Origin of the sequence: Sphaerisporangium flaviroseum (assembly GCF_039537005.1) — a bacterium.
Classification (GTDB): Bacteria; Actinomycetota; Actinomycetes; order Streptosporangiales; family Streptosporangiaceae; genus Sphaerisporangium; species Sphaerisporangium flaviroseum.
Genome location: NZ_BAAAZR010000002.1, coordinates 24,115 through 47,383, shown reverse-complemented (window position 1 = coordinate 47,383; position 23,269 = coordinate 24,115). Strand labels below are relative to the sequence as shown.

Below are 23,269 nucleotides of genomic sequence, written 5' to 3'. Positions count from 1 at the left end.
GTCGGCGGGTCAGGTTGCGTACGGCGGGCGCTGCGTACGGCGGGCGGCCCGCGTTCCCGCCGCCGGCCGGGACCGGCGCCCACGCCGCACGCCCGGCCGGGCGGAGCGGGCGGCGGGCCGTGCGGCGGCGCGGAGCGCTGCCGCCTTGATCCATAAAAGCGGAATTCGGCAACGTACAGCAAGGCCGACACCTACGTAGGCATCGACAGAGCTGGGGCCTGTCAACTCAGATTAGTGTCACTGACCAGGTAGCGATTTCTCCCCTGGTCTCGCCAACGGCGGTCTCGGTAGGTTCCGGACGTGGCGAAGCGAGGGACAACCGGGTTCATAGCGAAGTACTGGGGTTATTTGGTCTTTGCCCTTGCAATCTGGGGTTGGGTGGCTGTAGACGACAAGATCAAGATAGCTCCCGTACTCATCGTGCTCTCTCTTGGAGCGTTGGCGTACTTCCTCTTCAAGGTCCCCCACCAGTGCGGGGCGATTAATCGGCAGGCGAAGCCAGGACAAGATCCACGATGCCGAAACAATGCTAAGGGTCTCATGTTTGGCTGCCATCTCATGCAGCACAAACGGCAGAACTTCCTCCAGCGAATGGGCATCGGAAAATGGCGGGAGGCCAATCGCGGGCTGTGGATCAATCCGAAGGAATGTCTTGCCTCCGTAGTTGCACTGACATCGATCGTCTCGGGGATTGGTGGCCTAGTCGTCGCGATCGTCAAGCCTGGTTAGGGCTTGCGCCTGAGTAAGGGCAAGAGACCAGGGGTAAGTGTCGACGCGGTCGCCCCCCGAGCTGGGGGCGTGGGCCTCGAACTTTCCGGGACCAATGAGGACGCGGACACCTTCGGCACGTAGTTGATCCACGCTACAGCGAAACGGCGCTCTGCCTGCTAAGGCGGTATTGACGAACGGGAGAACGACGACAGGGATGCCCAGGCCGGGGGCTTCGGAGAGGATGCCGAGGGCGTAGGTGTCGGCGATGCCTTGGGCGAACTTGTTGATGGTGTTGTAGGTGGCGGGGGCCACGATGATGGCGTCTGCTCGGGGTGACCTCGGCTCCCCCGGCTTGCGGTATTGGCTGCGTACAGGGCGGCCGGTCTGCTTTTCCAAGGCTGGCACGTCGATGAAGTCGAGTGCGGGCGGGGTGGCGATGATCTGGACGGTCCATCCGTCGTCTTGGGCCAGCGTGACGAGCTTGCCGACGTCTCCGGCGGGGCCGGCGGCGCACACGATGATGTAGAGAACCTTGCTCACGCCGAGACTCCGAGAGATTCGGCGTATTCGCGGGCGTCGCGCCTCACGGTGATGGGCGCGGTCGCGAGCAGGTCGCGGACCAGCCGGAGAGTGGCGGGGCGGGCGGTGATCTCCTCGGGCGCGATTTCGCTGGCGGCACGGAGTACGTAGAGGGCCTGGTCGTGCTTGTTCCAGGTGAGAAACGCGCGGGCGGTATCGAGCAAGAGAGTGGCTTTCCGTTCATTGATCGGTAGGGCGTTGATGTCGACTTGTCGAGCGAAGTCGATGGCGGTGCCGGCGTCGCCCATGGTGAGGGCGATGTTGACCCGGTGGCATAGAACGTTGTTGGGACCAAAGGCGGTCCACATGTGGTTACCGTCGTGGCCGAGTCTGCGGCCTGCCTGGTCGGCTTCATCGAGCAGCTCGGCGGCGGTGTGCCGGTTGCCGGTCTTGGCGGCGGCGACGGCTCCGGACAAGAGCAGAGACCCGTAGATCGAAAGGTCGTTGTCGTTCGGGCGAGTGAGGTCGGTGTCCATGCGCTGCGCGGCGGCACTGGCGGTGTTGATGGCTGCGCGGTGGTGTTTGCCATCCATGAGGGCGCGGGTGATGATCCGTGCGCTAGAGCCGATCATCAACGGGTTCTCGGAGGCGTGGGCCGCTTGGGTGCTGCGGTCGGCTGCTAGCCAGGCGAGACCCTTGTCGTCTTGCTTGAGCAGGATGGACGCGGCGACGTGGTGGGCTTCGGCCGACAGGACGTGGGCGCGATGGCGAGCGTCGCCAGTCGCGCTCGTACAGGCGATGCGTGCAGATCGCAGCAGGCCAGGAAGCATCGCGGTCACCTCGGCATAGTGGCATGCCTGATAGGTGCTCTTGGCCTGGGCAACGCCGCGGGCGAGTCCGGTGATGTCGATCGGCTGCTCTGTCGCGGCAGGGTAGTCGACCAAGGCGGCGGCGAGGTCTTCAATTCCGTCTGTTGGCCGGCTGGTCGGGGCGGGCTGGAGTACGGCGCTGAATAGGGCGGCGCCTGTCAGTCCGACGAAGTCGCGGCGTCTCATGGTGTCCTCGTCCTCCCCTGAGCGGACGAGATCCACAGTAGGTGGCCCCATCCGCGGGGAGTCGACCGGTGGCGAGGTGACCGCCCAGGGCGGGAGCAAGGTGGTATCCCGGGACGGGCTAGCCGTGGTGCTGCTGCGCGGGGCGAGCCCTAGAGCGATACGGGCGGGGTCGGGCATGGCCAGTCCATCAGCGACGCGCTCGAAAACCTCAAGGGCTGTGACCTGCGCGGACCCGTTCATGATGGCGCTGACTTTGCCTTGGCTGAGGTTCACCGCGATACCGATTCGGGTTTGACTCATACCGCCGTATTGACGGACCAGGCGGAACACATGGCCGATATCCCGAGCGCATAGCGCGTCAAATACGTCCTGGCGCTGCCAGAACGCCACAGATAGGCCGATGGGCTCGCTCGCCTGTGCCCGCATGCGCTGGTCCCCCAGGTCGTCACGGATGGCCGACCTACAACAGGTAGGGGACCTTGGGTTATCCCGTCAAGGGATAACGAGCCGGGATGGGTTGTCGATCTGGCTTTCACGACTCTGGACACATGCGTTTAGAGGGCGAACAGAACCAGGCGGAATGCGCGGCATGCCGAGGAAAAGGCTGGCGCTTCGTCAGGGCGCATCGGGTCAATGCGGAGGCACGGCTGGCGGGTGAGCCGGTGGCTCTGCGCCGGGTGGCGTGCTTCGAGTGTCCAGTGGTGGAGGGCGAAGCGGCCTGACCTCCTGGGTCGTGTGCTCGCTGGTCTGGGTGAAGGGAGCCGGCATGGTGGTTACGACTGACCTGGTGTCTCAGGATGCGGCGGCGTTGTATGGGACTGTGCTCGCTGCGTTCAATGACGAGCTGAAGCGGCACGGCGTCGCCGGGCGCGTGGTCCGGGTGATACGGCTGCGCTTGCGCCCTCAGGACTACGCCGTACCGCGCTACGTCTCCCCTGAGCTCGAGGTGCGCGGCGCGGATCTCCAACTTCGGGCAACGGTGACGATCGTGCCGAGCAGCAAGGATTTGGCGTATTGCGTGCGTCCAGTCGATGACGACCTGCGTTTCCTCTTTCCTGTGAAGGAGGCGGCCGAGGCGTTGGCGTTCCTGGTGGGCCGGGCGCAGGATTGGCAGGCGTCGCGATGACCGCTGTCATCACCCTGGGGCTACTCCAGCAGCGTCACGGCAGGACGTGGCAGATCCTGGATTTTCACGGTGGGTGGGTCGCCTACCGGCATCACTCCTGGTCTGAACGCGCGGCGGGGTTCGGCATCGCCAATGTGGTGGGGGCCGATACGCTCGCCGATCTCGCGGCTCGGCTGGATGAGCAGGACAGGGCGGAAGCCCGACGTAAGGGACTGGCTGTCCCAGCGCCGCGTACTCCCCCCGACGTTGGGCCGGTTCGGGCTGGTTAGCCCTGTCCTGGACGAGCCTCCACGAATTCCTGATCGTGGGGGCTCGTCCGCATGCGCTGATCCTTCTGCGAGTTGGCGGGTCGTGCGCGTTACCGCTGGTAGGACCTACGCATAGGTTGGCTGTCCTGCTAACGTGCTTGATTAGGCAGGCAAGCTGAATGCGAGGGTCCCGGGATGTCGTTCGAGTACACACCCCCCAAGTACGCGCAATTGATCGCCGAGATAGAACGGCGGATCGAGTCCGGCGAGTACCCGCCCGGGTCTCCGCTACCCAGTGAGCACCAGCTCATGGCCGAGTTCGGCATGGCGCGTCCGACGGTGGTCAAGGCGCTTGGGGTGCTGCGGGATAACGGCTGGATCATCTCCGAGCAGGGCAAGGGCCGCTTCGTGCGGGGCCGGCCTGCCTTGGCCGCGGGGCAGCATCCGCGTACCGGCCGGGAACTGCTGGATCGCAAAGAGATCCCGAGCACGACGAGGCTGGTCTCGGCTGGGCTGGTCAAGGCTCCTCGGCGGATCGCCTCCTATCTCGGTCTGGATGACGGTGCCTCGGTGGTGCTGCGCAGGACGGTAGTCCATCAGGGGGATGAACCCTCGGAGATCGTGTCGGTGTGGCTGCGGTCAGAGCTGGCCGAGGGGACGGCGCTTGCCGCGTCTGCTGAGCTGCCTCAAGGGGTCGGCCGGCTAGTGGAGTCGGCGGCCGGGGTGGGTCTGGATCACATCGTTGAGCATCTGACCGCGCGTAACCCGACCAAGGAGGAACGTGGCCTGCTCGGCGTCGCGGCATCGGCTGCGCTGCTGGATCTGTACGCGGTGGCCTGTGATGCGACCGGTAAGGCGCATGTGGTGCTTCAAACCGTGCTACCGGGGGACCGTCACGAGCTGGAAGACGCCTACCCGATCCGGTAGTCGAAGTTTCCCGACGAAGCCCGCTTGGTTTGCTTGACTAGCCAAGCGGGCTTCGCGTTTACTGGTATCAGGCAGCTTGGCCAGTCAAGCTGGCTGAGCAGATGACAGGAAGGAGATACGACATGGCGCTACAGGGGCCCATCCCGATCAACTTCGAGCAGGTTTTCCCGCACGGCTGCTACATCGTGGGGCAGGTCGAGCCGGTCAAGGACTTCGAAGCCTCTACCGGCGGCAAGTTCGTCCAGGGGCGTGACAAGAACACCGGTGAGCTGGTCTGGCAGGTCGCGGTGATGGACGCCGACCCGACCGTCAAGGCCGCACAGAAGACGGTGGCGGTCAAGATCCTCGCTCCGGTGCAGCCGGTTCCCCCGGCGCCCATGGCGGGCCTGCCCATCACCCCGGTGGAGTTCGATGGTATGACCGTCACCCCGTACGTTCACCAGGCGACCGGGCGGCTGGCCTACTCCATCCGGGCTCAGGAGATGCGCGCTCCCCGGCCGATCGGCAAGCCGGCCCCGGCCGCGAGCAAGGACGCCGCGTGACGCCGCGCCGGTCGGGGGTGTCCTGGACGCAGACCTTCCTGCACGTCCAGGGCCGAGGGGCGGCCACCTGCCACACCTACCCCGACCGTACGCCGATTTTGGAGCTGTCGGCCGGGGCCAGCGTGGTCAAGCTCGTCCTTCCGGCCACCCGCATCAATGACGCGCTGCGGGTCTTCGCCCGGGAGCTGGCCGAACAGGCGGCCACCTTCGCCCGCGAGGTCGAGCGCATGCACCACCGCCAGAACACGCACAACACGATGCGAGGGGAGAACGTGGCATGAGCGGCTACAGCTACACCACCATCAGCATGCACCCGGGCCAGTCCCCCCGGGTGGGGGTGAGCATTCATCCCGACGATCACGCCAGGGTCGCCTACTACTCGGCGGGCGACAGTGCCCGCGCGTTCCTGTCCGTCGAATACGGCGGCGCCTGGGTGAACATCGGCACGACCTCCGACACCACCGTCACCGACACGCACGTGAAGTTCGCCCGCGACCTGCTGGAGGCGGCGGCGCGGTTCCTGGCCGACTGCGAGCGCCTGCGCGACCAGCACGCCCGGCAGGTTACCGACCAGGCGACGTCCGGCAAGGCCGCCTGATCGATTCGGGTGGGGCCGCTGGAAGCGGCAACTTCCGGCGGCCCCCGATCTCTCCCGCTCCACGCGATGTCACGAAAGAGGTGTTCAGTTTATGCTGCGTAAACTCCCCGGGGACTACACCCGGGAGATCGTCTCTACCGTCCCTAACGCATTGGTCTTCCGCCCGACCGTCGTCAACACCCCTGCCATCGTCACTCTGGTCGCGATCGTGAGCCGCGCGGTGGCGGGACTCGTGCGCATGGTGTGGCGGCACCCGATCGCCTGCCTGGCCGTCGCCACCCCGCCCGCCCTGGCTGTGCTCTACGGCTGGCTCGTCGCGGTGCTGGTCGTCGTCTCGACCATGACGACGCTGGTGGGCTGGTGGCTGAGCCATCCCGCCTCGTTCACCCGGTGGGCGGGGCTGCGGCTGCGGGCGTGGTGGCGGTGGATGTGGACCTACCGGCGGCATTGGCAACCGGTCATGGTCATCGCCGGTCTGGCCGCGCACATCGGCGGGCGTGAATACCTGCCACGCCTGCTCAAAGTGACCCGTACCGCGACCGCCGACGTCGTCTGTGTACGCATGCTGTCGGGCCAGTCGGTGACCGAGTGGCAGGACCGGGCCGACAACCTCGCCCACGGGTTTGCCTGCGTGCAGTGCCGGATCAAGCTCGACCGGCCGGGCCGGATCAGCCTGGTCTTCCCGCACCGTGACCTGCTCGCCGCACCGATCCTCGCGCTGTCAGTCCCCCGCGAGACGCAGGTCTCAGCGGTGGCGATCGGCCTGCACGAAGACGGCTCGTTGTACCGGCTCAAGCTGCATGGCACACACGTGCTGGTGGCTGGCGCTACGGGGGCGGGTAAGGGGTCGTGGCTGTGGTCGGCGATCCGCGGCTTACTGCCCGCTCGCCGGGCCGGGCTGGTGGAGATCTGGGCGCTGGACCCCAAGCTCATGGAGCTGTCCTACGGCCGCGACCTGTTCGACCACTATGCCGCCGATCCTTCGGATTGCGCCGACCTGCTCGCAGCGGCAGTCAAGGTCATACAGGAACGGGCGGGTCGGTTCGCCGGCGTCCAGCGCAACCACATCCCCACCGTGCATGACCCCTTCGTCCTGGTGGTGGTGGACGAGGTGGCGTTCCTGACCGCCTACCAGGCCGACCGCAAGTTGAAGGAGCGCATCACCGCCGCGCTGGCCACCCTGACCACCCAGGGCCGTGCGGTCGGTGTCGGGGTATTGGCGGCGTTGCAGGACCCGCGCAAGGAAGTGCTCAACATCCGCAACCTGTTCCCCGACAAGATCGCCTTACGGCTGGACGAGCCGAGTCAGGTCGATCTCGTGCTGGGCGACGGCGCACGCGACCGTGGCGCGCTGGCCGACCAAATTTCCTCAAGCCCACTGATCGGTGCCGGAGTGGGATACGTGCGGCTGGAAGCCTCTCCCGAACCGGTCCGCGTCCGGGCCGCCTATGTCTCCGACTCCGATATCCGCGCCATGGTGGCCGAGTTCGCCGGGGTTGGTGAAGGCCGATGACAACGCCCCTCCTTCACCTCCTCGACGGCTTGCGGTGCGAGATCTGCCGCTGCCGCGACGTGCTGTGGCTTGACCCGGTGCGGGGCCTGGTCGAGTGCCACGAATGCGGTCAGACCGCCATCACGCTTCCGGCCGAGGACGGCGGTGATGCCCTGTGACCAACTCCGCCGAACGATCCATCCCCCGGGCCGTCCGCACGACGATGCCGCTGGCCCTGGACGTCATCAAGGAGGTTGCCAAGCAACACGGCGTGTGCGTCCAGCCCATCCCGCTCAAGCGCACCGACGTCCAGACCGGGAAGATCGAAGTCATCAACGTCCCCTGCGGCGCCACGCTGGCGAGCAAGTGTGAGCCGTGCGCCAACCGGGCCGTCCAGCTCCGCAAGGCGCAGTGTCGCGAGGGTTGGCATCTGGAGGCCGAACCGGTCGCCGAACCTGCCGCACCGACCGACCGTCAGCTCTGGCTCATGGAGGAACGCGCCGATGCGCATGTCCTCCGAGAGCTGGCTGAAGAGAGCGGCGGGGACGTGGCGGTCTGGGATGAAGTCATCACCACCCTGGAAGACGAGCTGACCACCTCGGGCGTGCGTGGCAGCGTCATCCCTGGGGAGGGCAAGCCGCGGCGGTCACGCTCGACCCGTCGCCGGCAGGACGCTCCGGATCTGCCCAAGCGGCAGCGAGAGAACCGCACTGTCGGACGCACCTTCAACGCACCCGATGGCAAGGTCTACCGGCCGTCGCTGTTCGTCACCCTGACCTGCGACAGCTACGGCAAGGTACGCCACGACGGCACCCCGGTCGACCCCTCGACGTACGACTACGTGCGCGCGGCACGGGATGCCATCCACTTCCCCAAGGTGGTCGACCGGTTCGTCCAGAACCTTCGCCGGGTCGCCGGGTATGAGGTTCAGTACTTCGCCACCGTCGAACCGCAACGGCGGCTGGCTCCCCATCTGCACATGGCCGTACGCGGAACCATGCCCCGGGCCGAGGTCAAGGCCGTGGCAGCAGCCACTTACCACCAAGTGTGGTGGCCGTCGTGCGACGTGGTCCGCTTCGAGGGCGAGCACCTGCCGGTCTGGGTGGCTGACGACCGCAGCGGCGGGCAGGCCGGCGACTACCTCGATCCCACGACGGGCGAAGTCCTGCCGACCTGGGAGCAGGCCCTCGACCAGCTCGACGCCGATGAAGACGCCGAGCCCTTCCACGTGGTGCGTCTTGGGGAACAGGTCGACGTCAAGGGCGTCCTCGCCGGGTCGCACGGCGCCGATCTCGGGCTGTACTACCTGACCAAGTACCTCACCAAGTCACTGACCGAGTGCCACGAGCCCACCACCGACGCGCAACGGGCGCACGTGGAACGGCTCATGAACGTGCTTCGCTACGAGCCATGTGCGCCGACCTGCCCGAACTGGCTGCGCTACGGGGTACAACCCAAGGGAGCGAAACCGGGCATGCGGCCGGGCGGCTGCCGGTCCAAGGCGCACAAGCCCGAACACCTCGGCTACGCCGGGCGCCGCGTCCTGGTCTCGCGCAAGTGGTCCGGCAAGACCTTGTCGGAGCACAAGCAGGATCGCCGGACCTGGGTGCTCGAACAGCTCGACCTTTCGGCAACCGACGATCAGCCGGCCCCCGACCCGCACCGGTATCTGTGGCGCGTCGTCACCCCCGCCGATGACGATGTGCCACATCTGGCCGAACGGCTGCTCACAGAGATCGCCAACCGGCAACGATGGCGCACCGCTCTACAGCAAGCCCAAGCACGAGCAGACGGACAACCCATCCGCGATCTTTCGGCAACGGGAGTGGCCGCCTGATGGCGAACAAGGAAGGACGCCGACGCTTCGGCAGTATCCGTAAGCTGCCGTCCGGCCGTTTCCAGATCCGCTACCCGGGACCGGACGGGCGTCTACGTACCGGTGAGTCCACCTACGCCACCGAGCGCGACGCGGACAAGGCTCTCTCGCTCGTGGAGGCGAAGCTCGTCACGGGCGACTGGACCGACCCGCAGCGGTCCAAGGTCAAGATCGTTGACTACGCCGAGAAGTGGATCAACGAGCGTACGAACCTGCGGCCCCGCACGGTCGAGATCTACCGAGGGCTGCTGCGGCGGTACGTCGTGCCGTATCTCGGCAACGTGCCTCTCGGCAAGATCGATACGGCTACGGTCCGGGAGTGGCGAGCAACCCTCGTCGGCAAGGGCGTGGGCGCGTCCGAGGTGGCGAAGTCGTACCGGTTCCTGCGGGCCGTGCTGATGACCGCGGCCGATGACCGGATCATCCCGCGCAACCCGTGTCGGGTCCGAGGTGCCGGCGAAGAGACCCCGGACGAGCGGCCGGTGCTCACGGTTCCCCAGGTGTTCCAGCTCGCCGATCTGATGCCGGAACGTCTACGCGCGCTCGTCCTGCTGGCCACCTTCGCGAGCCTGCGATGGGGCGAGGTGGCGGCGCTCCGCCGGATGGACCTGGACCTGATGGCGGGAACCGTCAGTGTTCGGCAACAGCATGTCGAATTGGACTCCGGAGAACTGCTCATCGGTCCGCCCAAGTCACGGGCCGGCGTCCGCACCGTCGCTATCCCCTCCGCGATCATTCCGGTCCTGGAGCATCACCTCGCGAACTACACCGGTCCGGAAGACGACTCGCTGATCTTCACCGGTGCTCGGGGCGGTGTCTTCCGGCGGAGCAACTTCCGCCGCGCGGCCGGCTGGGCGAGCGCGACACGCAAGCTCGGCTTGACCGGTCTGCATTTCCATGATCTGCGGCATACGGGGAACACGATCGCGGCGGCGTCGGGGGCGAGCCTTCGCGATCTCATGGAGCGGATGGGCCACGACAGCGTACGGGCCGCGATGATCTATCAGCACAGCACAGCCCAGGCTGACCGGAAGATCGCCAACGCGATGAACAACATGATCGAGGAAGCCGGTGGGGGCGGGTGATCACCGCGACGCGTCAAGATCTCGAAGCTAATGGCACGCTAATGGCACGGAACCCCCGTCAGAAGATCTCTGGCGGGGGTGTTTTGGCTGGTGGGCGCTACTGGGTTCGAACCAGTGACCCCTCGCTTGTAAGGCGAGTGCTCTACCGCTGAGCTAAGCGCCCCGCACGCGCTTCGTTGAGCGCGGACGGGCTACACCTTACGGTACAGAAGGCGACCTGAGCACATCGAGAGCCCAGGACGCTCCCGCGTCGGCAATGCCCGCCGCTTGCCAGCCGAGCAGGGCGGCGCCGAGCATTCCCGCGTTCATGCCGAGAGCGGCGTGTCGAAGGGGAGGGGCGGATCTGAACGTGAGGCGGCCTTCGAGGCGTTCGGCCAGCGGGTCGAACAGCGCCGCGCCTGCCTCTGCCAGTCCTCCCCCGATGACGATCGATGACGGGTCCAGCAGCAGGGTGTACGAGGCGAGGGCGATCGACAGGGCCTCCAGGGCCTCGTCCCAGACCGCGGAAGCGTCAGGGTCACCGCGCATGGCCAGAGCCACGACGTCCTCGGCGGAGGCAGGTGGGGCGGAGGCGGAGTGGGCGGCCGGGGCCGAGGGCGGGGCGGGATAGGCGCCGGGGGCGGAGGCGGGATTGGAGTAAGCGGCTGCCGACGGGCCTGGGGCGGAGTAAGCGGTGTCGGGTCTTTGTACGGAGGCTGCTCGGCTCAGGCGTTCGCCGTAGCGGCGGCCGACCGAGGCGGCTGAGGCATAGGTCTCCAGGCAGCCGATCTGGCCGCAGGCGCAGCGTTCGCCATCGGGAAAGACCGAGATGTGGCCGATCTCGCCGCCCCATCCGGAAGACCCGCCGTACGGCCGGCCTTCGATGATCATGGCTCCGGCGATTCCCGTGCCGATCGGGAGGAACAGGAAGTCGGGTTCGGAACGGCCGGCGCCGAGGACGCGCTCGGCCAGACCGCCGGTTCGTACGTCATGGCCCAGCCGGACCGGCACGCTCAACGAGGTGAAGTCGGTGGCGAGCACGTCCTTCCAGCCGATGTTGGCGGAGTAGACGGCCCTGTCCTCGGTGACCAGCCCCGGTACGGCGAGGCCGACACCGGACGGCGTGCCATGACCGGCCTGGGCGAGGTCGTCGATGAACGTCCGGATGGCGGCGATCACGCGCAGGGGCCCGTCGACGCGGGGGGTCGGACGCCGGTCGGTCAGCAGTACCTCACCGGAGGCGCTGACCAGACCGCCCTTCATCGCGGTGCCACCGACGTCCAGGGCGACGACGTAGGAGCTCATACGCATGTCCTCGCTTCGATGGAGGAAGTGGCGCGACCGGTCTCGGCCACCTGGTTCCTCCCGTTCGTAAAGACACTCGACCCGCTGCACCCGTACGTCCGGTTCATAAAGGTCCCCCTGGACCCGTACATCCGCCAATAAAGGCTGAGTCCCAACTGCCGGATCTTGACGTTGTTGCAGATTCCCGCGCAGTTTTGCCGATTTGCGAGCACGAGTCAAAACCAGAAGAAGGCGAGAGAGGTCCCAGCACGGACCGGTGACGAGACCAGGGGCCGGAAGGAAGGGATCAGGAGGTGGGTTGTCTGCCGAGGACGCGGCGGAGGGCGGCCTCGACCTCCTCAGACAGCCCGGGCGCCCCGGCCTTCACCAGCGTCTCTGTCTCGGCGGACCGCGCCAGCCGTACGGAGCCGCACGACCGGCACTCGACCTCCCCCAGCCTGCAGATCAGCATGGTGGAACCGCAGGATCCGCAGTGATCCAGATCGAGGTCGTGCTCGCGCTGGCAGGTCGGGCAGATGAGCACCTGTTCTTCGCGGCGGACTCCGCGTCGCCAGGGGCTCGCGCCACGTACCGGGTCCGTCTGCCGGACCCCGCACCGATAGCAGGGCATCGTCGCCACCGCCTTCGTCTTCGCCAGGTCATCGCCCGGCGTACATCGCTAGGTGATTTCGGCGAGCACCTTGTGGTACTCGGAGATGTCGCGCGCCGAGGCAACCGGGTTCACTCGCTTCCACCGAACCACGCCCTCGCCGTCGATGACGAAGGTGCCGCGCAGAGCGAGGCCCCTGTCTTCATCGAAGACACCGTACGCCTGGGCCACGTCGCCGTGGGGCCAGAAGTCGGAGAGCATCGGGAACGTGAAGCCCTCCTTGTCGGCCCATGCCCGTTGGGTGAACATCGAGTCGACGGACACGGTTAGCACCTGGACGTCTTTCGGGGCGGACGCGACGAGATCATCGCGAAGGGCGCAGAGCTCCCCGTGGCAGATCCCGCTGAAGGCCAGCGGGTAGAACACGAGCAGCACTCGCCTTCCCCGCAGGTCCGCCAGGCGCACCGGAGTGCCGTGCTGATCCTTCAGCTCGAAATCCGGGGCTTTGTCACCCACCTCGACGGCCATGCCGGTCCTTTCCCCACAGAAGACGTCCAGAAGATGAACGAACGACCGCGAGCGCACATCATCCTGCCGTACGGCCTGTGTCAGCCGTACGGCAGGGGAAGCGAATCGAAGAGCTCTAGCGGCGGCCCTTGGGACTGACAAGCCGCGTGCCCGACCAATCGCGGGCCGCGCTGACGCTGCTGGTCTGGGAGAGGCCGGCCGTGGTGGCGTCCTCCCCGATGTCGCTCGGCTCGACGTGGCCTTCCCGTCCCACCTTGGGAGTCAGCAGCCAGATCTGACCGCCGTCGGCCAGCCCGGCCATCGCATTGGTCAAGGTGTCGAACAGGTCTCCGTCCCCATCGCGCCACCACAGCAGCACGACGTCGATGACCTCTTCGGAGTCCTCATCGACCAGTTCGTTGCCGGTCAGCTCCTCGATCGACTGGCGAAGTTCCTCATCGGAATCCTCGTCCCAGCCGATCTCCTGCACCACCTGACCCGGCTTCAGACCGAGTCGCTCGGCCAGGCCGCGCTCGCCCTGCGCCTGACCCGCGGTCGCGCTCACGTTTATCCCTCCTGCTTAGATGGCCCCGCCCTATGCGGTTTATCGGCCCCTGCGAGGCCGCTTCGGCACAGTCCACACGCTGTGACCCATCGTCGTCAACGGTCGCCACGACCGGTGACCCGCACCGTTATCTGCTAGTCGGACAAAAACGACAAACGAACACGCCGTTCCGTGTTGTCGACGTTGAGGTCGACGATAGCGACTGACTGCCATGTTCCCAGCGCCAACCGCCCGTCGAGCACCGGCACCGACGCGTACGGCGGGATGAGTGCCGGCATCACATGCGACCTGCCATGACCGCGCGAGCCGTGGGCGTGACGCCACCGGTCGTCGGCCGGCAGCAGATCGCTCAGCAGGCTGAGAAGATCGTCGTCGCTGCCGGAGCCGAGCTCCAGCAGCGCCACCCCCGCCGTCGCGTGGGGGACGAACACATGAAGCAGCCCGTCTCCCCCGCACGACCGCGCGAACTCCTCGCACTGCCGGGTGATGTCGTGCACTCGTTCCCTGGTCCCGGTACTCACCTCGAACGTCTGAGATTTCACCTAACGGATCTTATGATCCCCGCTGAACTGGGACGACAATCGCATCGGGACCGGGAAACACCAATCCGGTGTGTCCGTCGTCGAAGCGAACGACGTATGGCGGGCATCCGTCGGGGCCTCGTACCTCGATGATCAGACCCGGCCGATCCCTGTCACCCACGTTGGTTCCGTGGACAAGGAGCCGGTCGCCTATGGTCGCGTACATGTCGATCCCTCCTTCTTCAGGGTCCCTTCCAGGGTCGTACGGCTCGCGCCCGACGGAAAGAGGGGGAGCGCCTCCCCCGGCGGAGGGAGGGGAAAACAACACCGAAACGTTACTCTGCGAGGATGTGGCGCTTCGGGCTCCGGACGCGGACGGCCGCCTCCTACGTGGTGGTCACCGTGGCGGCCGTGCTCATCGTGGAGGCGATCCTTCTGGGCCTCATCGTCTCTTCGGCGAGCGGGTCCGATCTCGCCGAGCGTCTCCAGGCCCAGGCGGGCAGGGACGCGAAGATCATTAGTGTGACGGCGGCCAAGATGTACGCGGGCGAGGAGCCCGGCGACCAGCGGAACATGCTCGCGATGGCGATGAAGGCGTCCACCTCCGAGACGGGCTTCGGAAGCTACGCGCAGGCCTCCGAGAAAGGGCTGGGGACGCCCGCCGGGACGGCCACGGAGAAGGTGACCGGCGTCCCGGTCGAACTGCTGCTCGACTCCGGCGGCCGGATCATCGCCAGTACCGCCCCCGGCACCTATCCACCGGAGACCCTGCTGAAGGTCAGGCTCCCTGCCGGGGTGGAGGGCAGCGGAGGGAAAGGCACACCGAAGGGCGCCGCCTGGTGGATCAGCCCGATCCTGGCTCCAACGGCGTACGGTTCCCCGCCGCCCAAGGGAGGGAAGATCCCCACCGGGGATCCGAGCACCCTCGGCAAGCGGTCCTCGTCCGCACTGCGAACCGTCGGATACGTCTACGTCCAGGCACGCGGCCAGGGCACCGTCTCCTTCGCCGACTCCGTCGTCCCCCAGCTCGCGCCGGGCGTCCTGGTCCTCGTACTGGCCGTACCGGTCGGCGTGGTGTTCGGCATGCTGAGCACGCGCAGGCTGATCAGCCGCATCACCCGGCTCGCGGAGGTCACGACCGCCGTGGCCGACGGTGATTTCAAGCCCCGTGTCGCCGTGTCAGGAAACGACGAAGTCAGCCGCTTGGAGGAAGGCTTCAACCGGATGACCGAACAGCTCGGTGCCGCCGTGGCGGCCGAGCGGCTCACGGCGCAGGCCGACGCCCGCCAGGCCGAACGGTCCCGGATCGCCCGCGAGCTGCACGACTCCATCTCGCAGGACCTGTTCTCCCTCAGCCTGCTCGCGGCGGGCATGCGCAGGGCCGCGCCCGACCAACTCCGGCGCGAGGCCGAGACCATGGAACGCACGGCCGCCAGGACCATGCGGGAGATGCAGGCGCTCCTGCTGGAGCTGCGCCCGGTGGCGCTGGAGGACGCCGGCCTGATCCCGGCGCTGGAGGAGCTGTGCCACGCCTACGAGGCCCGCCTCGGCATCACGGTGCGCACCCACCTCGAGGACGTGTCCCTGGCCCCGGCCGCCGAGCACGCCGTCCTGCGCCTCACCCAGGAGGCGCTGGGCAACGCCATCAAGCACGCCGAGCCCGGCGTGATAGACGTGCAACTTCGCCGCACCGGCCGCGAGGTCTATGTCCGTATCGCCGACGACGGCCGCGGCTTCGACCCGTCCTGCGCGCCACTGAGCCACGGGATGGGGCTCGGCCTCATGCGGGAGCGGATCGAGGAGCTGGGCGGCCACTTCCGCCTCACGAGCGAGCCGGGCGGCGGCACGGTCGTCACCGCCTCCCTCCCCGCGTGGTCGCCCCCCGTGAGCCCCCTGGTCCAGATCGCGAAGCCCCAGCCCTCCGCCCGGCTCCTTCTCCCGTCTGCGGCGACCGAGGCCGCACGCCCGGTGGAGGCGACGTGATCCGCGTGCTGATCGTGGACGACCACGAGGTGGTGCGGCAGGGCCTGCGTTTCGTCCTCGATCAGGAGGAGGGCATCGAAGTCGTCGGGGAGTGCGCGAACGGTGCCAGAGCCCTCACGGCCGTACGGGCGCTGCGGCCGGCCGTCATGCTCCTGGACATGGTCATGCCCGGTATGGACGGGCTCGACGTGCTCCGCGAGCTGGGCCCCGACCGGCCCGCCGTGATCGTGCTCACCTCCTTCCAGGAGGACGAGCGGGTGGTCGCCGCCGTACGTCTCGGCGCGCTGTCCTACCTGCCGAAGACCACGTCCGTGGACCGGGTGGTCGAGGCCGTACGAGCCGCGGCGCGCGGGGGCAGCATCCTGGAGCCGGGCATCGCGGCGCTGCTGGTGCGCCAGGTACGGCACGGGGAGCGGCGCGGCCCCCTGGACGCGCTCACGCCCCGGGAGCGTGAGGTGCTCACGGCGCTGACGAGGGGCCGTTCCAACGGCGAGATCGCCCGTTCGCTCTCCCTTGGCAAGGAGACGGTGAAGACCCACGTGTCGAGCATCCTGGCCAAGCTGGGCGTCGCCGATCGCACCCAGGCCGCGATCTTCGGACTGCAGCAGGGCCTCGTCCCGCTGGAGGAGGCCCTGGAGTCCGACGGCCCGCAGGGGTAGATCGGCCGGGCCCGCCCTGCGAAGCGCCTGGGCCACCCTGCGAAGCGCCGGTGACGCCGTGAGCTTCGCAGGGTGGCGGTCGGTCAGACGGCGCGGAGGGCATCCGTCGGGGGCAGCCGTGCGGCTCTCAGCGCCGGGTACAGGCCCGCGAGGGCGCCGACGACCACGGCCACCGCGAAGCCGCCCCACAGGGCCTCCGCGGGCACCAGCACCGTCCAGCCGCGCGCTCGTGCGAGGGCCAGCGTGACCGCGCAGCCGATCACCACTCCCCCGGCCCCGCCGAACGCCGCGAGCACGAGCGACTCGGTCAGGAACTGCCCGGCCACGTGGCGGCGCGTCGCCCCGAGGGCCCGGCGCAGGCCGATCTCGCCGCGGCGCTCCAGTACCGAGATCACCATGATGTTGCCGATGCCGATCCCCGCGACCAGCAGCGCGATCGCCCCGAGACCGAGGAAGAGGACGGCGGCCGACTCCGCCACCGCGACCCGGGCGGTGAGGGCGTCCGATGGGCGGGCCACGTCGACCTGCTCGGGGTTGGGCGGATTGGTGGTCGGCGCGAGCAGCCCGGCCACGTCGTCCACCTGATCCTGCCGTGCCCGTACGTACAGCCGGCTGGGGTGCCCGTCGTAGCCCAGCATCTTCTCCGCCACCGGGAATCCGACCAGCGCCGACCGGTCGATCTCCGGCGCCAGGACCAGCGGGTCGAGGATGCCCGAGACGGTGAACCAGTGACCCCCGAGCCAGACCCGGGTCGCCGCGTCGGCACCGGTGATGCCGAGGGTCTGGGCCGCCTGGTAGCCCAGCACGACCACCGGGTAGCGCGCCGAGGCGGCGTCGAGGAAGCGGCCCTGCCTGACCCTGCCGTCGAGGGTCGCCAGCAGAGCCGGGTCGCACGCCCGTACGGCGAGGCCCCCGGTCTGGCCCACGGGCACCAGCTGGTTGCGGTAGACGTTCTGCTCGGTCAGCTGGGTGGTGGGGGCGACGCTGGTGATCCCGGTGACGCGGCGGATCATCCGCGTGGCGTCGACGGGAAGCCGCGCCTCGGCGCCGCCGAGGTCCCTGCCGTTCGCGACCGTGATCAGGTTGGTGCCGAGCTGGTCTATCTGCTGGAGCAGGGAGGCCTGGCTGGAGCGGGTGACGCCGAGAACGGCGACGATCGAGGCGATGCCGATCGCGATGCCCAGCGCCGACAGCACGGCCCTCAGCCGTCGCGCCCGCAGTCCCAGGGTCCCGACGGGCAGCAGATCCGCGGCCCGCATCCGGCTGAAGGGAACAGCCGCCGTCTCCGCCGGCGTCATCGCGGAGCGGCTCATGCGGTGCCCCTCTCGGCGCCGTGCCGCGCGGGGCCGCTCATGCGGTGCCCCTCTCGGCGTCGTGCCCGGGGCCGCCCGTGCGGTGCTCGTCTCGGTGCTCGCTGACGATCTGGCCGTCGCGGAGCTCCACCCGCCGCGGGCAGGCGGCGGCGATGTCCGGATCATGTGTGACGATCATGAGAGTCGTCCCCTGTTCGTTGAGCTCCCGAAGAAGCGCGATGATCTCCGCTCCGGTGGCGGAGTCCAGGTTGCCCGTGGGCTCGTCGGCGAAGACGATCGAGGGCCGTCCGACCAGGGCACGGGCGATCGCGACCCTCTGCCGTTCCCCGCCCGAGAGCTTGGCCGACCGGTGTCTCATCCGGTGCCCGAGCCCGACCCTGGCCAGCGCGTCGGCGGCCAGGCGGCGGCGCTCGGCGCTGGGCACGCCGCGGTAGAGCAGCCCGGTGGCCACGTTCTCCAGCGCGGTCAGGCTGTCCAGCAGGAAGAACCGCTGGAAGACCACCCCGACGTGGTGGGCGCGCAGCCCCGCCAGCCGGCGGTCCCCGTACTCCTCGACGGCGTACCCGGCGAGCCGTACGGAACCGGAGGTCGGGCGGTCGAGCGCCGCCATGAGGTGGAGCAGGGTCGACTTCCCCGAGCCCGACGGGCCGAGGAGGGCCACCATCTCCCCGGCCCTCACGTCCAGCGAGACGCCCCGTACGGACTCCACCGGCGGCTCACCGGGGTAGACCTTCCGCACCTCGTCCAGCTTCAGCACGGGCCCGCCTATGAGGCCAGGATGTCTCATGGGCCGGGAACCTCCACCTGGGCGCCCTCCTCGACGCCGGAGACCTCCACCACGCCGGTGGTCTCGTCGAAGAGCCCGGTCTCGACGGGGACCGTGGTGCGGCGGCTCCCGGCCACCGTCACGACCGCGAACTTCCCGCCCGGCTGCGCGAGCAGGGCGACGATCGGCACGGTGAGAACGCTCTTGCGCTGGTCAACGGTGATGTCCACCGGGACCAGCGCCTGGTCGAGCGTCTTCACCGGCTTGCCGGTGAGCCGGATGGTGATCGGGACGGCCGACTGCGCCTGGTCGCCCTGCTCGCCGGGAACCGCCACGGCGACCGCGCTGATCCGTACGACCTTCCCCTTGCGCGTACGGCCGTCCGGGAGGGTCACCACGACCTTGTCGCCCCGGCGGATGGACGGGGCCATGGCGGGGTCGAGTCGCACCGACACGACGGGCGTCGCGCTGGTCCCGTGCAGGACCACGCCCGTCGCCGCTGTCCCCGGCCGCGCGTCGTGGCCGCTCACGCGTAGCGGCCCCGGCAGGAAGACCACCTGCCCGAGCGGCACGGTCCCGGTGACCGGCAGGCGGGCGTCGTGCTGCCACCTGCGTACGGCGTGGTAGGTGGAGAGGCTGTAGTGGCGGTCCACGGTGAATCCGGTGTGGCCCAGTGCCCGGAGGTTGCGTTCGAGCTGTTCGACGTCGGGCCCGGAGGTCATGCCGAGCGTGAACGGGCGCCAGGCGGGACGGGGACCGTACATCAGGGGGACCTTCCGGCCGTCCGCCTCGTAGAGCGCGTGCCCGCGGGTGATCGTCGCCCCGATCCTCGGCAGCCGCGTGACCACCCCTCCACCGCCGTTGACCGAGTAGGCGCCGTCATAGGTGATCGTGCCGTTCACCTGCCTGCGCTGGGCCACGTCCCCCATGGTCACCGGGACGGTGCCGGTGGTGACCGGGCCCACGGTCACGGCGGGGGGCTCGTCGCGGAGCAGAACCCAGCCGCCGCCGGCCAGGCCGAGGAGCACCACCCCCGCCAGCGAGGCCCTCAACGGCCTAGCCACCGCAACACACCAGGTCCTTGACCGCGTGGCCGGTCGGTGAGGAGATCCGGCGTGCGGGGAGCCGAGGCATCGGTCCGTGCCGACCGGTCCGCGGGGTCACTTGGCGTCCCCGGCGATGCGGAGCTTCTTGTCGGGATCGGGGTTCTCCTTCGCGCATGCCCGCATCTGCTGGAGAAAGCCTCGCTTGCCCTGGTCCAGCAGGCGCTGGGGCAGCGGGAAGGCGCCGGTCGCGTCGGGGTCGGGCCAGTCGGGCAGGCCGTTCGCACGCATACAGCGGGCGTACTTGATCAGTCCCTGCATGTACTGCGCGGACGGCGCGCGTACGCTCTTGGCGTCCGCCGGCAACCGGCGCAGGATGTCCTTGCACGCCGGGGCCACGTCCTTCTCCTTGATGTCCGGCGCGTTCTGGGGAAAGGTCGGGAATCCCGTTCGCGCGTCGGTGATCGGATCGGGGAACGCGGGCGTGCCGTGGCTTCTGACGCACTGGGCGAACTCCCGCAGAATGGCCATCTCCGCGTGCGGCCCGCCGCTGGACGCTCCCGTGGCGGTGGCGCTCGCCGCCGTATCGGCGCCGCCCGCCGCCGGAGGGCTCCCGGAGCAGCCGGCGATCACCCCCAGCAGGCAGATACCGACCGCTATGATCCTGAATCTGCTATCCATGAACGCCTCCGAGATGGACGACCCTGGTAGAGGCCGTACTCTCAAGGCTTCCGGGCGGGAACCTGCCGCACATCGCGCCGGGGCGGGGTTGGAAGTCCCTCTCCCGGGGGAGGCAGTGAAGTGCGGGAACCCTGAGTACCCCCCAAATCGGGGCGGGGACGGACCCCCGGTTTCGTGTGGATTATTGCTTGCCGGGAGAATCGTCCTACCATCGGTGGTCTAGGCCACAGTTATGCCCCTGCCAGCAGGGACATCTTGGTTACCGGGCGGTAGAGATGCACTTTCCGGTGTAAGCAGCCAGGATGGAAGACGACCTAGACATCGAAGAAGAGGCTTACCAGTCCATCCTCGGAAGGCGAGACCCAGTGGCTTCCGGACGCCAGCGTTTCTCGATCATCAGCGACGGCCTACCCAGCCAGCTGCCTGATGTCGATCCCAGCGAGACCCAAGAGTGGCTCGAGTCACTTGACACCGTCGTCAAGACGGAGGGTCGCAGCCGCGCCCGCTATCTGATGCTGCGCCTGCTCGAGCGGGCCAGAGAGCACCAGGTCGGGGTTCCCGGCCTGCGAAGCACCGACTACATCAACACCATCCCGCCGGAGCGGGAGCCGTGGTTCCCTGGCGACGAGTACGTCGAGCGGCGCATCAGGGCCTACACCCGGTGGAACGCCGCGGTGATGGTGACCCGGGCCAACGCCCGCACCAACGTCGGTGGCCACATCGCCACCTACGCCTCCGCCGCGTCGCTGTACGAAGTGGGCTTCAACCACTTCTTCCGCGGCAAGGACCACGGCGAGTCGGGTGACCAGGTCTTCATCCAGGGCCACGCCGCTCCGGGCATCTACGCCCGGGCGTTCCTGGAAGGCCGCCTGAACGAGTCGCAGCTCGACGCCTTCCGGCAGGAGCTGTCCCACGGCTTCAAGGGACTGCCGTCCTACCCGCACCCGCGCCTGATGTCCGACTTCTGGGAGTTCCCCACGGTCTCCATGGGCCTCGGAGCGATCGGCGCGATCTACCAGGCACGGTTCAACCGCTACCTGCTCAACCGGAAGATCAAGGACACCAGCCGCAGCCACGTGTGGTGCTTCCTCGGCGACGGCGAGATGGACGAGCCGGAGTCGCTCGGCGCCATCGGCCTCGCCTCCCGCGAGGAGCTCGACAACCTCACGTTCGTCATCAACTGCAACCTGCAGCGGCTCGACGGACCGGTACGGGGCAACGGCAAGATCATCCAGGAGCTCGAGTCGTACTTCCGCGGCGCCGGCTGGAACGTCATCAAGGTGGTGTGGGGCCGCGAGTGGGACCAGCTCCTGGCCGCCGACGTCGACGGCGTGCTCGTCAACAAGATGAACACCACCCCCGACGGGCAGTTCCAGACCTACTCCGTCGAGTCCGGCGAGTACATCCGGGAGAACTTCTTCGGAGACGACCCCCGGCTGCGCAAGATGGTCGAGCACCTCTCCGACGACGACATCCGCAAGCTGTCGCGTGGCGGCCACGACTACCGCAAGGTGTACGCGGCCTTCAAGGCGGCACGCGAGCACGTCGGCCAGCCCACGGTCATCCTCGCCCAGACCATCAAGGGATGGACCCTCGGCAAGGACTTCGAGGCGCGTAACGCCACGCACCAGATGAAGAAGATGTCCAAGGCCGAGCTGAAGGAGTTCCGCGACCGGCTCTACCTCCCGATCCCCGACAAGGACCTCGAGGGCGAGCTGCCGCCGTACTTCCACCCGGGCGAGAACGACGAGGAGATCGCCTACATGCGGGAGCGCCGTGCGGCGCTCGGCGGCTTCCTGCCGAAGCGCGTCACGCGCGCCAAGCCGCTGAAGCTGCCCGGCGACAAGGTCTACGCCGACCTGAAGAAGGGCTCGGGCAAGCAGAACGTCGCCACGACCATGGCGTTCGTCCGCCTGCTCAAGGACCTCATGCGCGACAAGGAGATCGGCGCCTACTTCGTGCCGGTCATCCCCGACGAGGCCCGCACCTTCGGCGTCGACGCGATGTTCCCGACGGCCAAGATCTACTCCCCGCACGGGCAGACCTACGACGCGGTCGACCGCAACCTGCTGCTGTCCTACAAGGAGTCGGTCGAGGGCCAGATCCTGCACGAGGGCATCAGCGAGTCGGGCTCCATGGGCTCGGTGATCGCCGCGGGTTCGGCGTACGCCACCCACGGCCAGCACATGATCCCGGTCTACATCTTCTACTCGATGTTCGGGTTCCAGCGCACGGCCGACCAGATGTGGGCGCTCGGCGACCAGATGGGCCGCGGCTTCCTGCTGGGAGCCACGGCCGGGCGCACCACGCTCAACGGCGAGGGCCTCCAGCACGAGGACGGCCACACGCCGCTGATCGCCTCGACCAACCCCGCGGCCGTGTCGTACGACCCGGCCTGGGCCTTCGAGATCGCCCACATCGTCAAGGACGGCCTCCGCCGCATGTACGGAGAGCAGCCCGAGGACGTCTTCTACTACCTCACCGTCTACAACGAGCCCTACCCCCAGCCGCCCGAGCCCGAGAACCTCGACGTCGAGGGCGTGCTCAAGGGGCTCTACCGGTTCGCGGAGGCCCCCGACATCGAGGGTCCCCGGGCGAACATCCTCGCCTCCGGCGTCGCCGGTCGCTGGGCCCTCGAGGCGCAGCGCCTGCTGGCCGAGGAGTGGGGTGTCGCGGCCGAGGTCTGGTCGGCGCCCTCGTGGACCGAGCTCCGTCGTGACGCGCTCGACTGCGAGGAGCACAACCTGCTCAACCCCGAGAACGAGCAGCGCGTGCCCTACGTCACCCAGGTGCTGACCGACGTGCCCGGCCCGTTCGTGGGCGTCAGCGACTACATGCGCGCCGTGCCCGACCAGATCTCCCGGTGGGTGCCCGGCGACTGGAGCTCCCTGGGCACCGACGGCTTCGGCCTGTCGGACACCCGCTCGGCGCTGCGCCGCCACTTCCACGTGGACGCCGCGTCGATCACGCTGGCCGTGCTGACCGAGCTGGTCAAGCGTGGCGAGGTCAAGCAGGAGGTCCTGCGCGACGCCATCGCGCGCTACCACCTGAAGAACGGCGTCACCGAGGTCGTCGCACAGCCGACCCCGGAGAGCAACGAGACGCAGTCGATGGGGGTCTGACCTTCCATCGGGCCTCGGCAGGCCTCCGCGCGACCGTGCGCGGGGGCCTGCCGCGTC

25 protein-coding genes and 1 tRNA gene are annotated in these 23,269 nt (G+C 68.4%); 13 read left to right on the top strand and 13 right to left on the bottom strand.

The genetic code is table 11. From position 1 onward, the window contains the following. Positions 1 to 300 precede the first annotated feature (300 nt). Entirely contained in the window at positions 301 to 729 is a 429-nt protein-coding gene (locus ABD810_RS06520; RefSeq protein WP_344935555.1) for a hypothetical protein, read from the top strand. On the opposite strand, the gene ABD810_RS06515 is transcribed toward ABD810_RS06520, so the two are convergent. Both ABD810_RS06515 and ABD810_RS06510 read right to left on the bottom strand, forming a co-directional pair. Beyond that, complete coding sequence (locus tag ABD810_RS06515) at positions 700 to 1,251, bottom strand: flavoprotein (protein WP_344935553.1); 552 nt, start codon at positions 1,249 to 1,251, stop codon at positions 700 to 702. The two genes, ABD810_RS06520 and ABD810_RS06515, sit on opposite strands and share 30 nt — an antisense overlap. After that, positions 1,248 to 2,711, bottom strand: coding sequence for a helix-turn-helix domain-containing protein (locus tag ABD810_RS06510; RefSeq protein ID WP_344935551.1), 1,464 nt, complete (start codon positions 2,709 to 2,711; stop codon positions 1,248 to 1,250). Before ABD810_RS06510 ends, ABD810_RS06515 begins: the two co-directional genes overlap by 4 nt. A 340-nt stretch (positions 2,712 to 3,051) precedes the next feature. Here ABD810_RS06510 and ABD810_RS06505 point away from each other — a divergent pair, with 340 nt between their 5' ends. The 9 genes from ABD810_RS06505 to ABD810_RS06465 all read left to right on the top strand — a co-directional run bounded on the left by ABD810_RS06505 (position 3,052) and on the right by ABD810_RS06465 (position 10,179). After that, positions 3,052 to 3,411 carry a hypothetical protein gene (locus tag ABD810_RS06505; protein WP_344935548.1) on the top strand — a complete coding sequence of 120 codons (360 nt, stop codon included), beginning with the start codon at positions 3,052 to 3,054 and terminating at the stop codon, positions 3,409 to 3,411. A gap of 443 nt (positions 3,412 to 3,854) precedes the next feature. After that, positions 3,855 to 4,586, top strand: a complete 732-nt coding sequence (locus tag ABD810_RS06500) for a GntR family transcriptional regulator (RefSeq protein ID WP_344935546.1) — start codon at positions 3,855 to 3,857, stop codon at positions 4,584 to 4,586. 122 nt (positions 4,587 to 4,708) lie between these two features. Next, on the top strand, positions 4,709 to 5,128 hold the full coding sequence (locus ABD810_RS06495; RefSeq protein WP_344935544.1) for a plasmid replication, integration and excision activator: 420 nt from the start codon (positions 4,709 to 4,711) through the stop codon (positions 5,126 to 5,128). Further along, positions 5,125 to 5,409 carry a hypothetical protein gene (locus tag ABD810_RS06490; RefSeq protein WP_344935542.1) on the top strand — a complete coding sequence of 95 codons (285 nt, stop codon included), beginning with the start codon at positions 5,125 to 5,127 and terminating at the stop codon, positions 5,407 to 5,409. The genes ABD810_RS06495 and ABD810_RS06490 overlap by 4 nt, the downstream gene beginning before the upstream one ends. Next, positions 5,406 to 5,726, top strand: a complete 321-nt coding sequence (locus ABD810_RS06485; RefSeq protein ID WP_344935541.1) for a hypothetical protein — start codon at positions 5,406 to 5,408, stop codon at positions 5,724 to 5,726. The genes ABD810_RS06490 and ABD810_RS06485 overlap by 4 nt, the downstream gene beginning before the upstream one ends. A gap of 91 nt (positions 5,727 to 5,817) precedes the next feature. Continuing rightward, complete coding sequence (locus ABD810_RS06480; RefSeq protein WP_344935538.1) at positions 5,818 to 7,239, top strand: FtsK/SpoIIIE domain-containing protein; 1,422 nt, start codon at positions 5,818 to 5,820, stop codon at positions 7,237 to 7,239. Continuing rightward, the gene (locus ABD810_RS06475) at positions 7,236 to 7,397 is read left to right on the top strand and encodes a hypothetical protein (protein ID WP_344935536.1); all 162 of its coding nucleotides are present in this window, start codon (positions 7,236 to 7,238) and stop codon (positions 7,395 to 7,397) included. The genes ABD810_RS06480 and ABD810_RS06475 overlap by 4 nt, the downstream gene beginning before the upstream one ends. Further along, positions 7,394 to 9,055, top strand: a complete 1,662-nt coding sequence (locus ABD810_RS06470; protein WP_344935533.1) for a replication initiator — start codon at positions 7,394 to 7,396, stop codon at positions 9,053 to 9,055. Before ABD810_RS06475 ends, ABD810_RS06470 begins: the two co-directional genes overlap by 4 nt. Beyond that, positions 9,055 to 10,179 carry a tyrosine-type recombinase/integrase gene (locus ABD810_RS06465; RefSeq protein ID WP_344935530.1) on the top strand — a complete coding sequence of 375 codons (1,125 nt, stop codon included), beginning with the start codon at positions 9,055 to 9,057 and terminating at the stop codon, positions 10,177 to 10,179. The genes ABD810_RS06470 and ABD810_RS06465 overlap by 1 nt, the downstream gene beginning before the upstream one ends. An 88-nt stretch (positions 10,180 to 10,267) precedes the next feature. On the opposite strand, the gene ABD810_RS06460 is transcribed toward ABD810_RS06465, so the two are convergent. The 7 genes from ABD810_RS06460 to ABD810_RS06430 all read right to left on the bottom strand — a co-directional run bounded on the left by ABD810_RS06460 (position 10,268) and on the right by ABD810_RS06430 (position 13,871). Then, positions 10,268 to 10,342 (bottom strand) — tRNA-Val (locus ABD810_RS06460). A gap of 35 nt (positions 10,343 to 10,377) precedes the next feature. After that, positions 10,378 to 11,463: an ROK family protein gene (locus ABD810_RS06455; protein WP_344935528.1), complete on the bottom strand. Its 1,086-nt coding sequence runs from the start codon at positions 11,461 to 11,463 to the stop codon at positions 10,378 to 10,380. A gap of 286 nt (positions 11,464 to 11,749) precedes the next feature. Beyond that, positions 11,750 to 11,986, bottom strand: coding sequence for a hypothetical protein (locus ABD810_RS06450; RefSeq protein WP_344935525.1), 237 nt, complete (start codon positions 11,984 to 11,986; stop codon positions 11,750 to 11,752). 135 nt (positions 11,987 to 12,121) lie between these two features. Next, positions 12,122 to 12,580, bottom strand: a complete 459-nt coding sequence (locus ABD810_RS06445; protein WP_344935523.1) for a peroxiredoxin — start codon at positions 12,578 to 12,580, stop codon at positions 12,122 to 12,124. Between the two features lie 115 nt (positions 12,581 to 12,695). Continuing rightward, a complete protein-coding gene (locus ABD810_RS06440; protein WP_344935521.1) occupies positions 12,696 to 13,124 on the bottom strand; it encodes a DUF3052 domain-containing protein in 429 nt (142 codons plus the stop codon). 134 nt (positions 13,125 to 13,258) lie between these two features. Further along, positions 13,259 to 13,666 carry a secondary thiamine-phosphate synthase enzyme YjbQ gene (locus tag ABD810_RS06435; protein WP_344935519.1) on the bottom strand — a complete coding sequence of 136 codons (408 nt, stop codon included), beginning with the start codon at positions 13,664 to 13,666 and terminating at the stop codon, positions 13,259 to 13,261. A 10-nt stretch (positions 13,667 to 13,676) separates the two neighbouring features. After that, positions 13,677 to 13,871, bottom strand: a complete 195-nt coding sequence (locus ABD810_RS06430) for a DUF1918 domain-containing protein (protein WP_344935517.1) — start codon at positions 13,869 to 13,871, stop codon at positions 13,677 to 13,679. 122 nt (positions 13,872 to 13,993) lie between these two features. Here ABD810_RS06430 and ABD810_RS06425 point away from each other — a divergent pair, with 122 nt between their 5' ends. Both ABD810_RS06425 and ABD810_RS06420 read left to right on the top strand, forming a co-directional pair. After that, positions 13,994 to 15,628, top strand: coding sequence for a HAMP domain-containing sensor histidine kinase (locus ABD810_RS06425; RefSeq protein ID WP_344935515.1), 1,635 nt, complete (start codon positions 13,994 to 13,996; stop codon positions 15,626 to 15,628). After that, on the top strand, positions 15,625 to 16,287 hold the full coding sequence (locus ABD810_RS06420) for a response regulator (RefSeq protein WP_344935513.1): 663 nt from the start codon (positions 15,625 to 15,627) through the stop codon (positions 16,285 to 16,287). The genes ABD810_RS06425 and ABD810_RS06420 overlap by 4 nt, the downstream gene beginning before the upstream one ends. A gap of 83 nt (positions 16,288 to 16,370) precedes the next feature. On the opposite strand, the gene ABD810_RS06415 is transcribed toward ABD810_RS06420, so the two are convergent. From ABD810_RS06415 to ABD810_RS06400, 4 genes are all read right to left on the bottom strand, one after another. Next, entirely contained in the window at positions 16,371 to 17,600 is a 1,230-nt protein-coding gene (locus tag ABD810_RS06415; protein ID WP_344935511.1) for an ABC transporter permease, read from the bottom strand. A 37-nt stretch (positions 17,601 to 17,637) separates the two neighbouring features. Continuing rightward, a complete protein-coding gene (locus ABD810_RS06410) occupies positions 17,638 to 18,387 on the bottom strand; it encodes an ABC transporter ATP-binding protein (protein ID WP_344935509.1) in 750 nt (249 codons plus the stop codon). Beyond that, positions 18,384 to 19,430 (bottom strand): peptidoglycan-binding protein, encoded by a 1,047-nt coding sequence (locus ABD810_RS06405; protein WP_344935507.1) that lies wholly within the window; start codon positions 19,428 to 19,430, stop codon positions 18,384 to 18,386. Before ABD810_RS06405 ends, ABD810_RS06410 begins: the two co-directional genes overlap by 4 nt. 96 nt (positions 19,431 to 19,526) lie before the next feature. Further along, complete coding sequence (locus ABD810_RS06400) at positions 19,527 to 20,090, bottom strand: hypothetical protein (RefSeq protein WP_344935504.1); 564 nt, start codon at positions 20,088 to 20,090, stop codon at positions 19,527 to 19,529. A 365-nt stretch (positions 20,091 to 20,455) separates the two neighbouring features. Here ABD810_RS06400 and aceE point away from each other — a divergent pair, with 365 nt between their 5' ends. Then, positions 20,456 to 23,212, top strand: a complete 2,757-nt coding sequence (gene aceE / locus ABD810_RS06395; protein WP_344935502.1) for a pyruvate dehydrogenase (acetyl-transferring), homodimeric type — start codon at positions 20,456 to 20,458, stop codon at positions 23,210 to 23,212. The last annotated feature ends 57 nt before the right edge of the window (positions 23,213 to 23,269 follow it).

Coding starts and splice junctions, on each gene's coding strand:
- ABD810_RS06510 (WP_344935551.1), bottom strand. CDS start 2,711: ATGCGGGCACAGGCGAGCGAGCCCATCGGCCTATCTGTGGCGTTCTGG.
- ABD810_RS06505 (WP_344935548.1), top strand. CDS start 3,052: ATGGTGGTTACGACTGACCTGGTGTCTCAGGATGCGGCGGCGTTGTAT.
- ABD810_RS06500 (WP_344935546.1), top strand. CDS start 3,855: ATGTCGTTCGAGTACACACCCCCCAAGTACGCGCAATTGATCGCCGAG.
- ABD810_RS06495 (WP_344935544.1), top strand. CDS start 4,709: ATGGCGCTACAGGGGCCCATCCCGATCAACTTCGAGCAGGTTTTCCCG.
- ABD810_RS06485 (WP_344935541.1), top strand. CDS start 5,406: ATGAGCGGCTACAGCTACACCACCATCAGCATGCACCCGGGCCAGTCC.
- ABD810_RS06480 (WP_344935538.1), top strand. CDS start 5,818: ATGCTGCGTAAACTCCCCGGGGACTACACCCGGGAGATCGTCTCTACC.
- ABD810_RS06475 (WP_344935536.1), top strand. CDS start 7,236: ATGACAACGCCCCTCCTTCACCTCCTCGACGGCTTGCGGTGCGAGATC.
- ABD810_RS06465 (WP_344935530.1), top strand. CDS start 9,055: ATGGCGAACAAGGAAGGACGCCGACGCTTCGGCAGTATCCGTAAGCTG.
- ABD810_RS06455 (WP_344935528.1), bottom strand. CDS start 11,463: ATGAGCTCCTACGTCGTCGCCCTGGACGTCGGTGGCACCGCGATGAAG.
- ABD810_RS06445 (WP_344935523.1), bottom strand. CDS start 12,580: ATGGCCGTCGAGGTGGGTGACAAAGCCCCGGATTTCGAGCTGAAGGAT.
- ABD810_RS06430 (WP_344935517.1), bottom strand. CDS start 13,871: ATGTACGCGACCATAGGCGACCGGCTCCTTGTCCACGGAACCAACGTG.
- ABD810_RS06425 (WP_344935515.1), top strand. CDS start 13,994: ATGTGGCGCTTCGGGCTCCGGACGCGGACGGCCGCCTCCTACGTGGTG.
- ABD810_RS06415 (WP_344935511.1), bottom strand. CDS start 17,600: ATGAGCCGCTCCGCGATGACGCCGGCGGAGACGGCGGCTGTTCCCTTC.
- ABD810_RS06410 (WP_344935509.1), bottom strand. CDS start 18,387: ATGAGACATCCTGGCCTCATAGGCGGGCCCGTGCTGAAGCTGGACGAG.
- ABD810_RS06400 (WP_344935504.1), bottom strand. CDS start 20,090: ATGGATAGCAGATTCAGGATCATAGCGGTCGGTATCTGCCTGCTGGGG.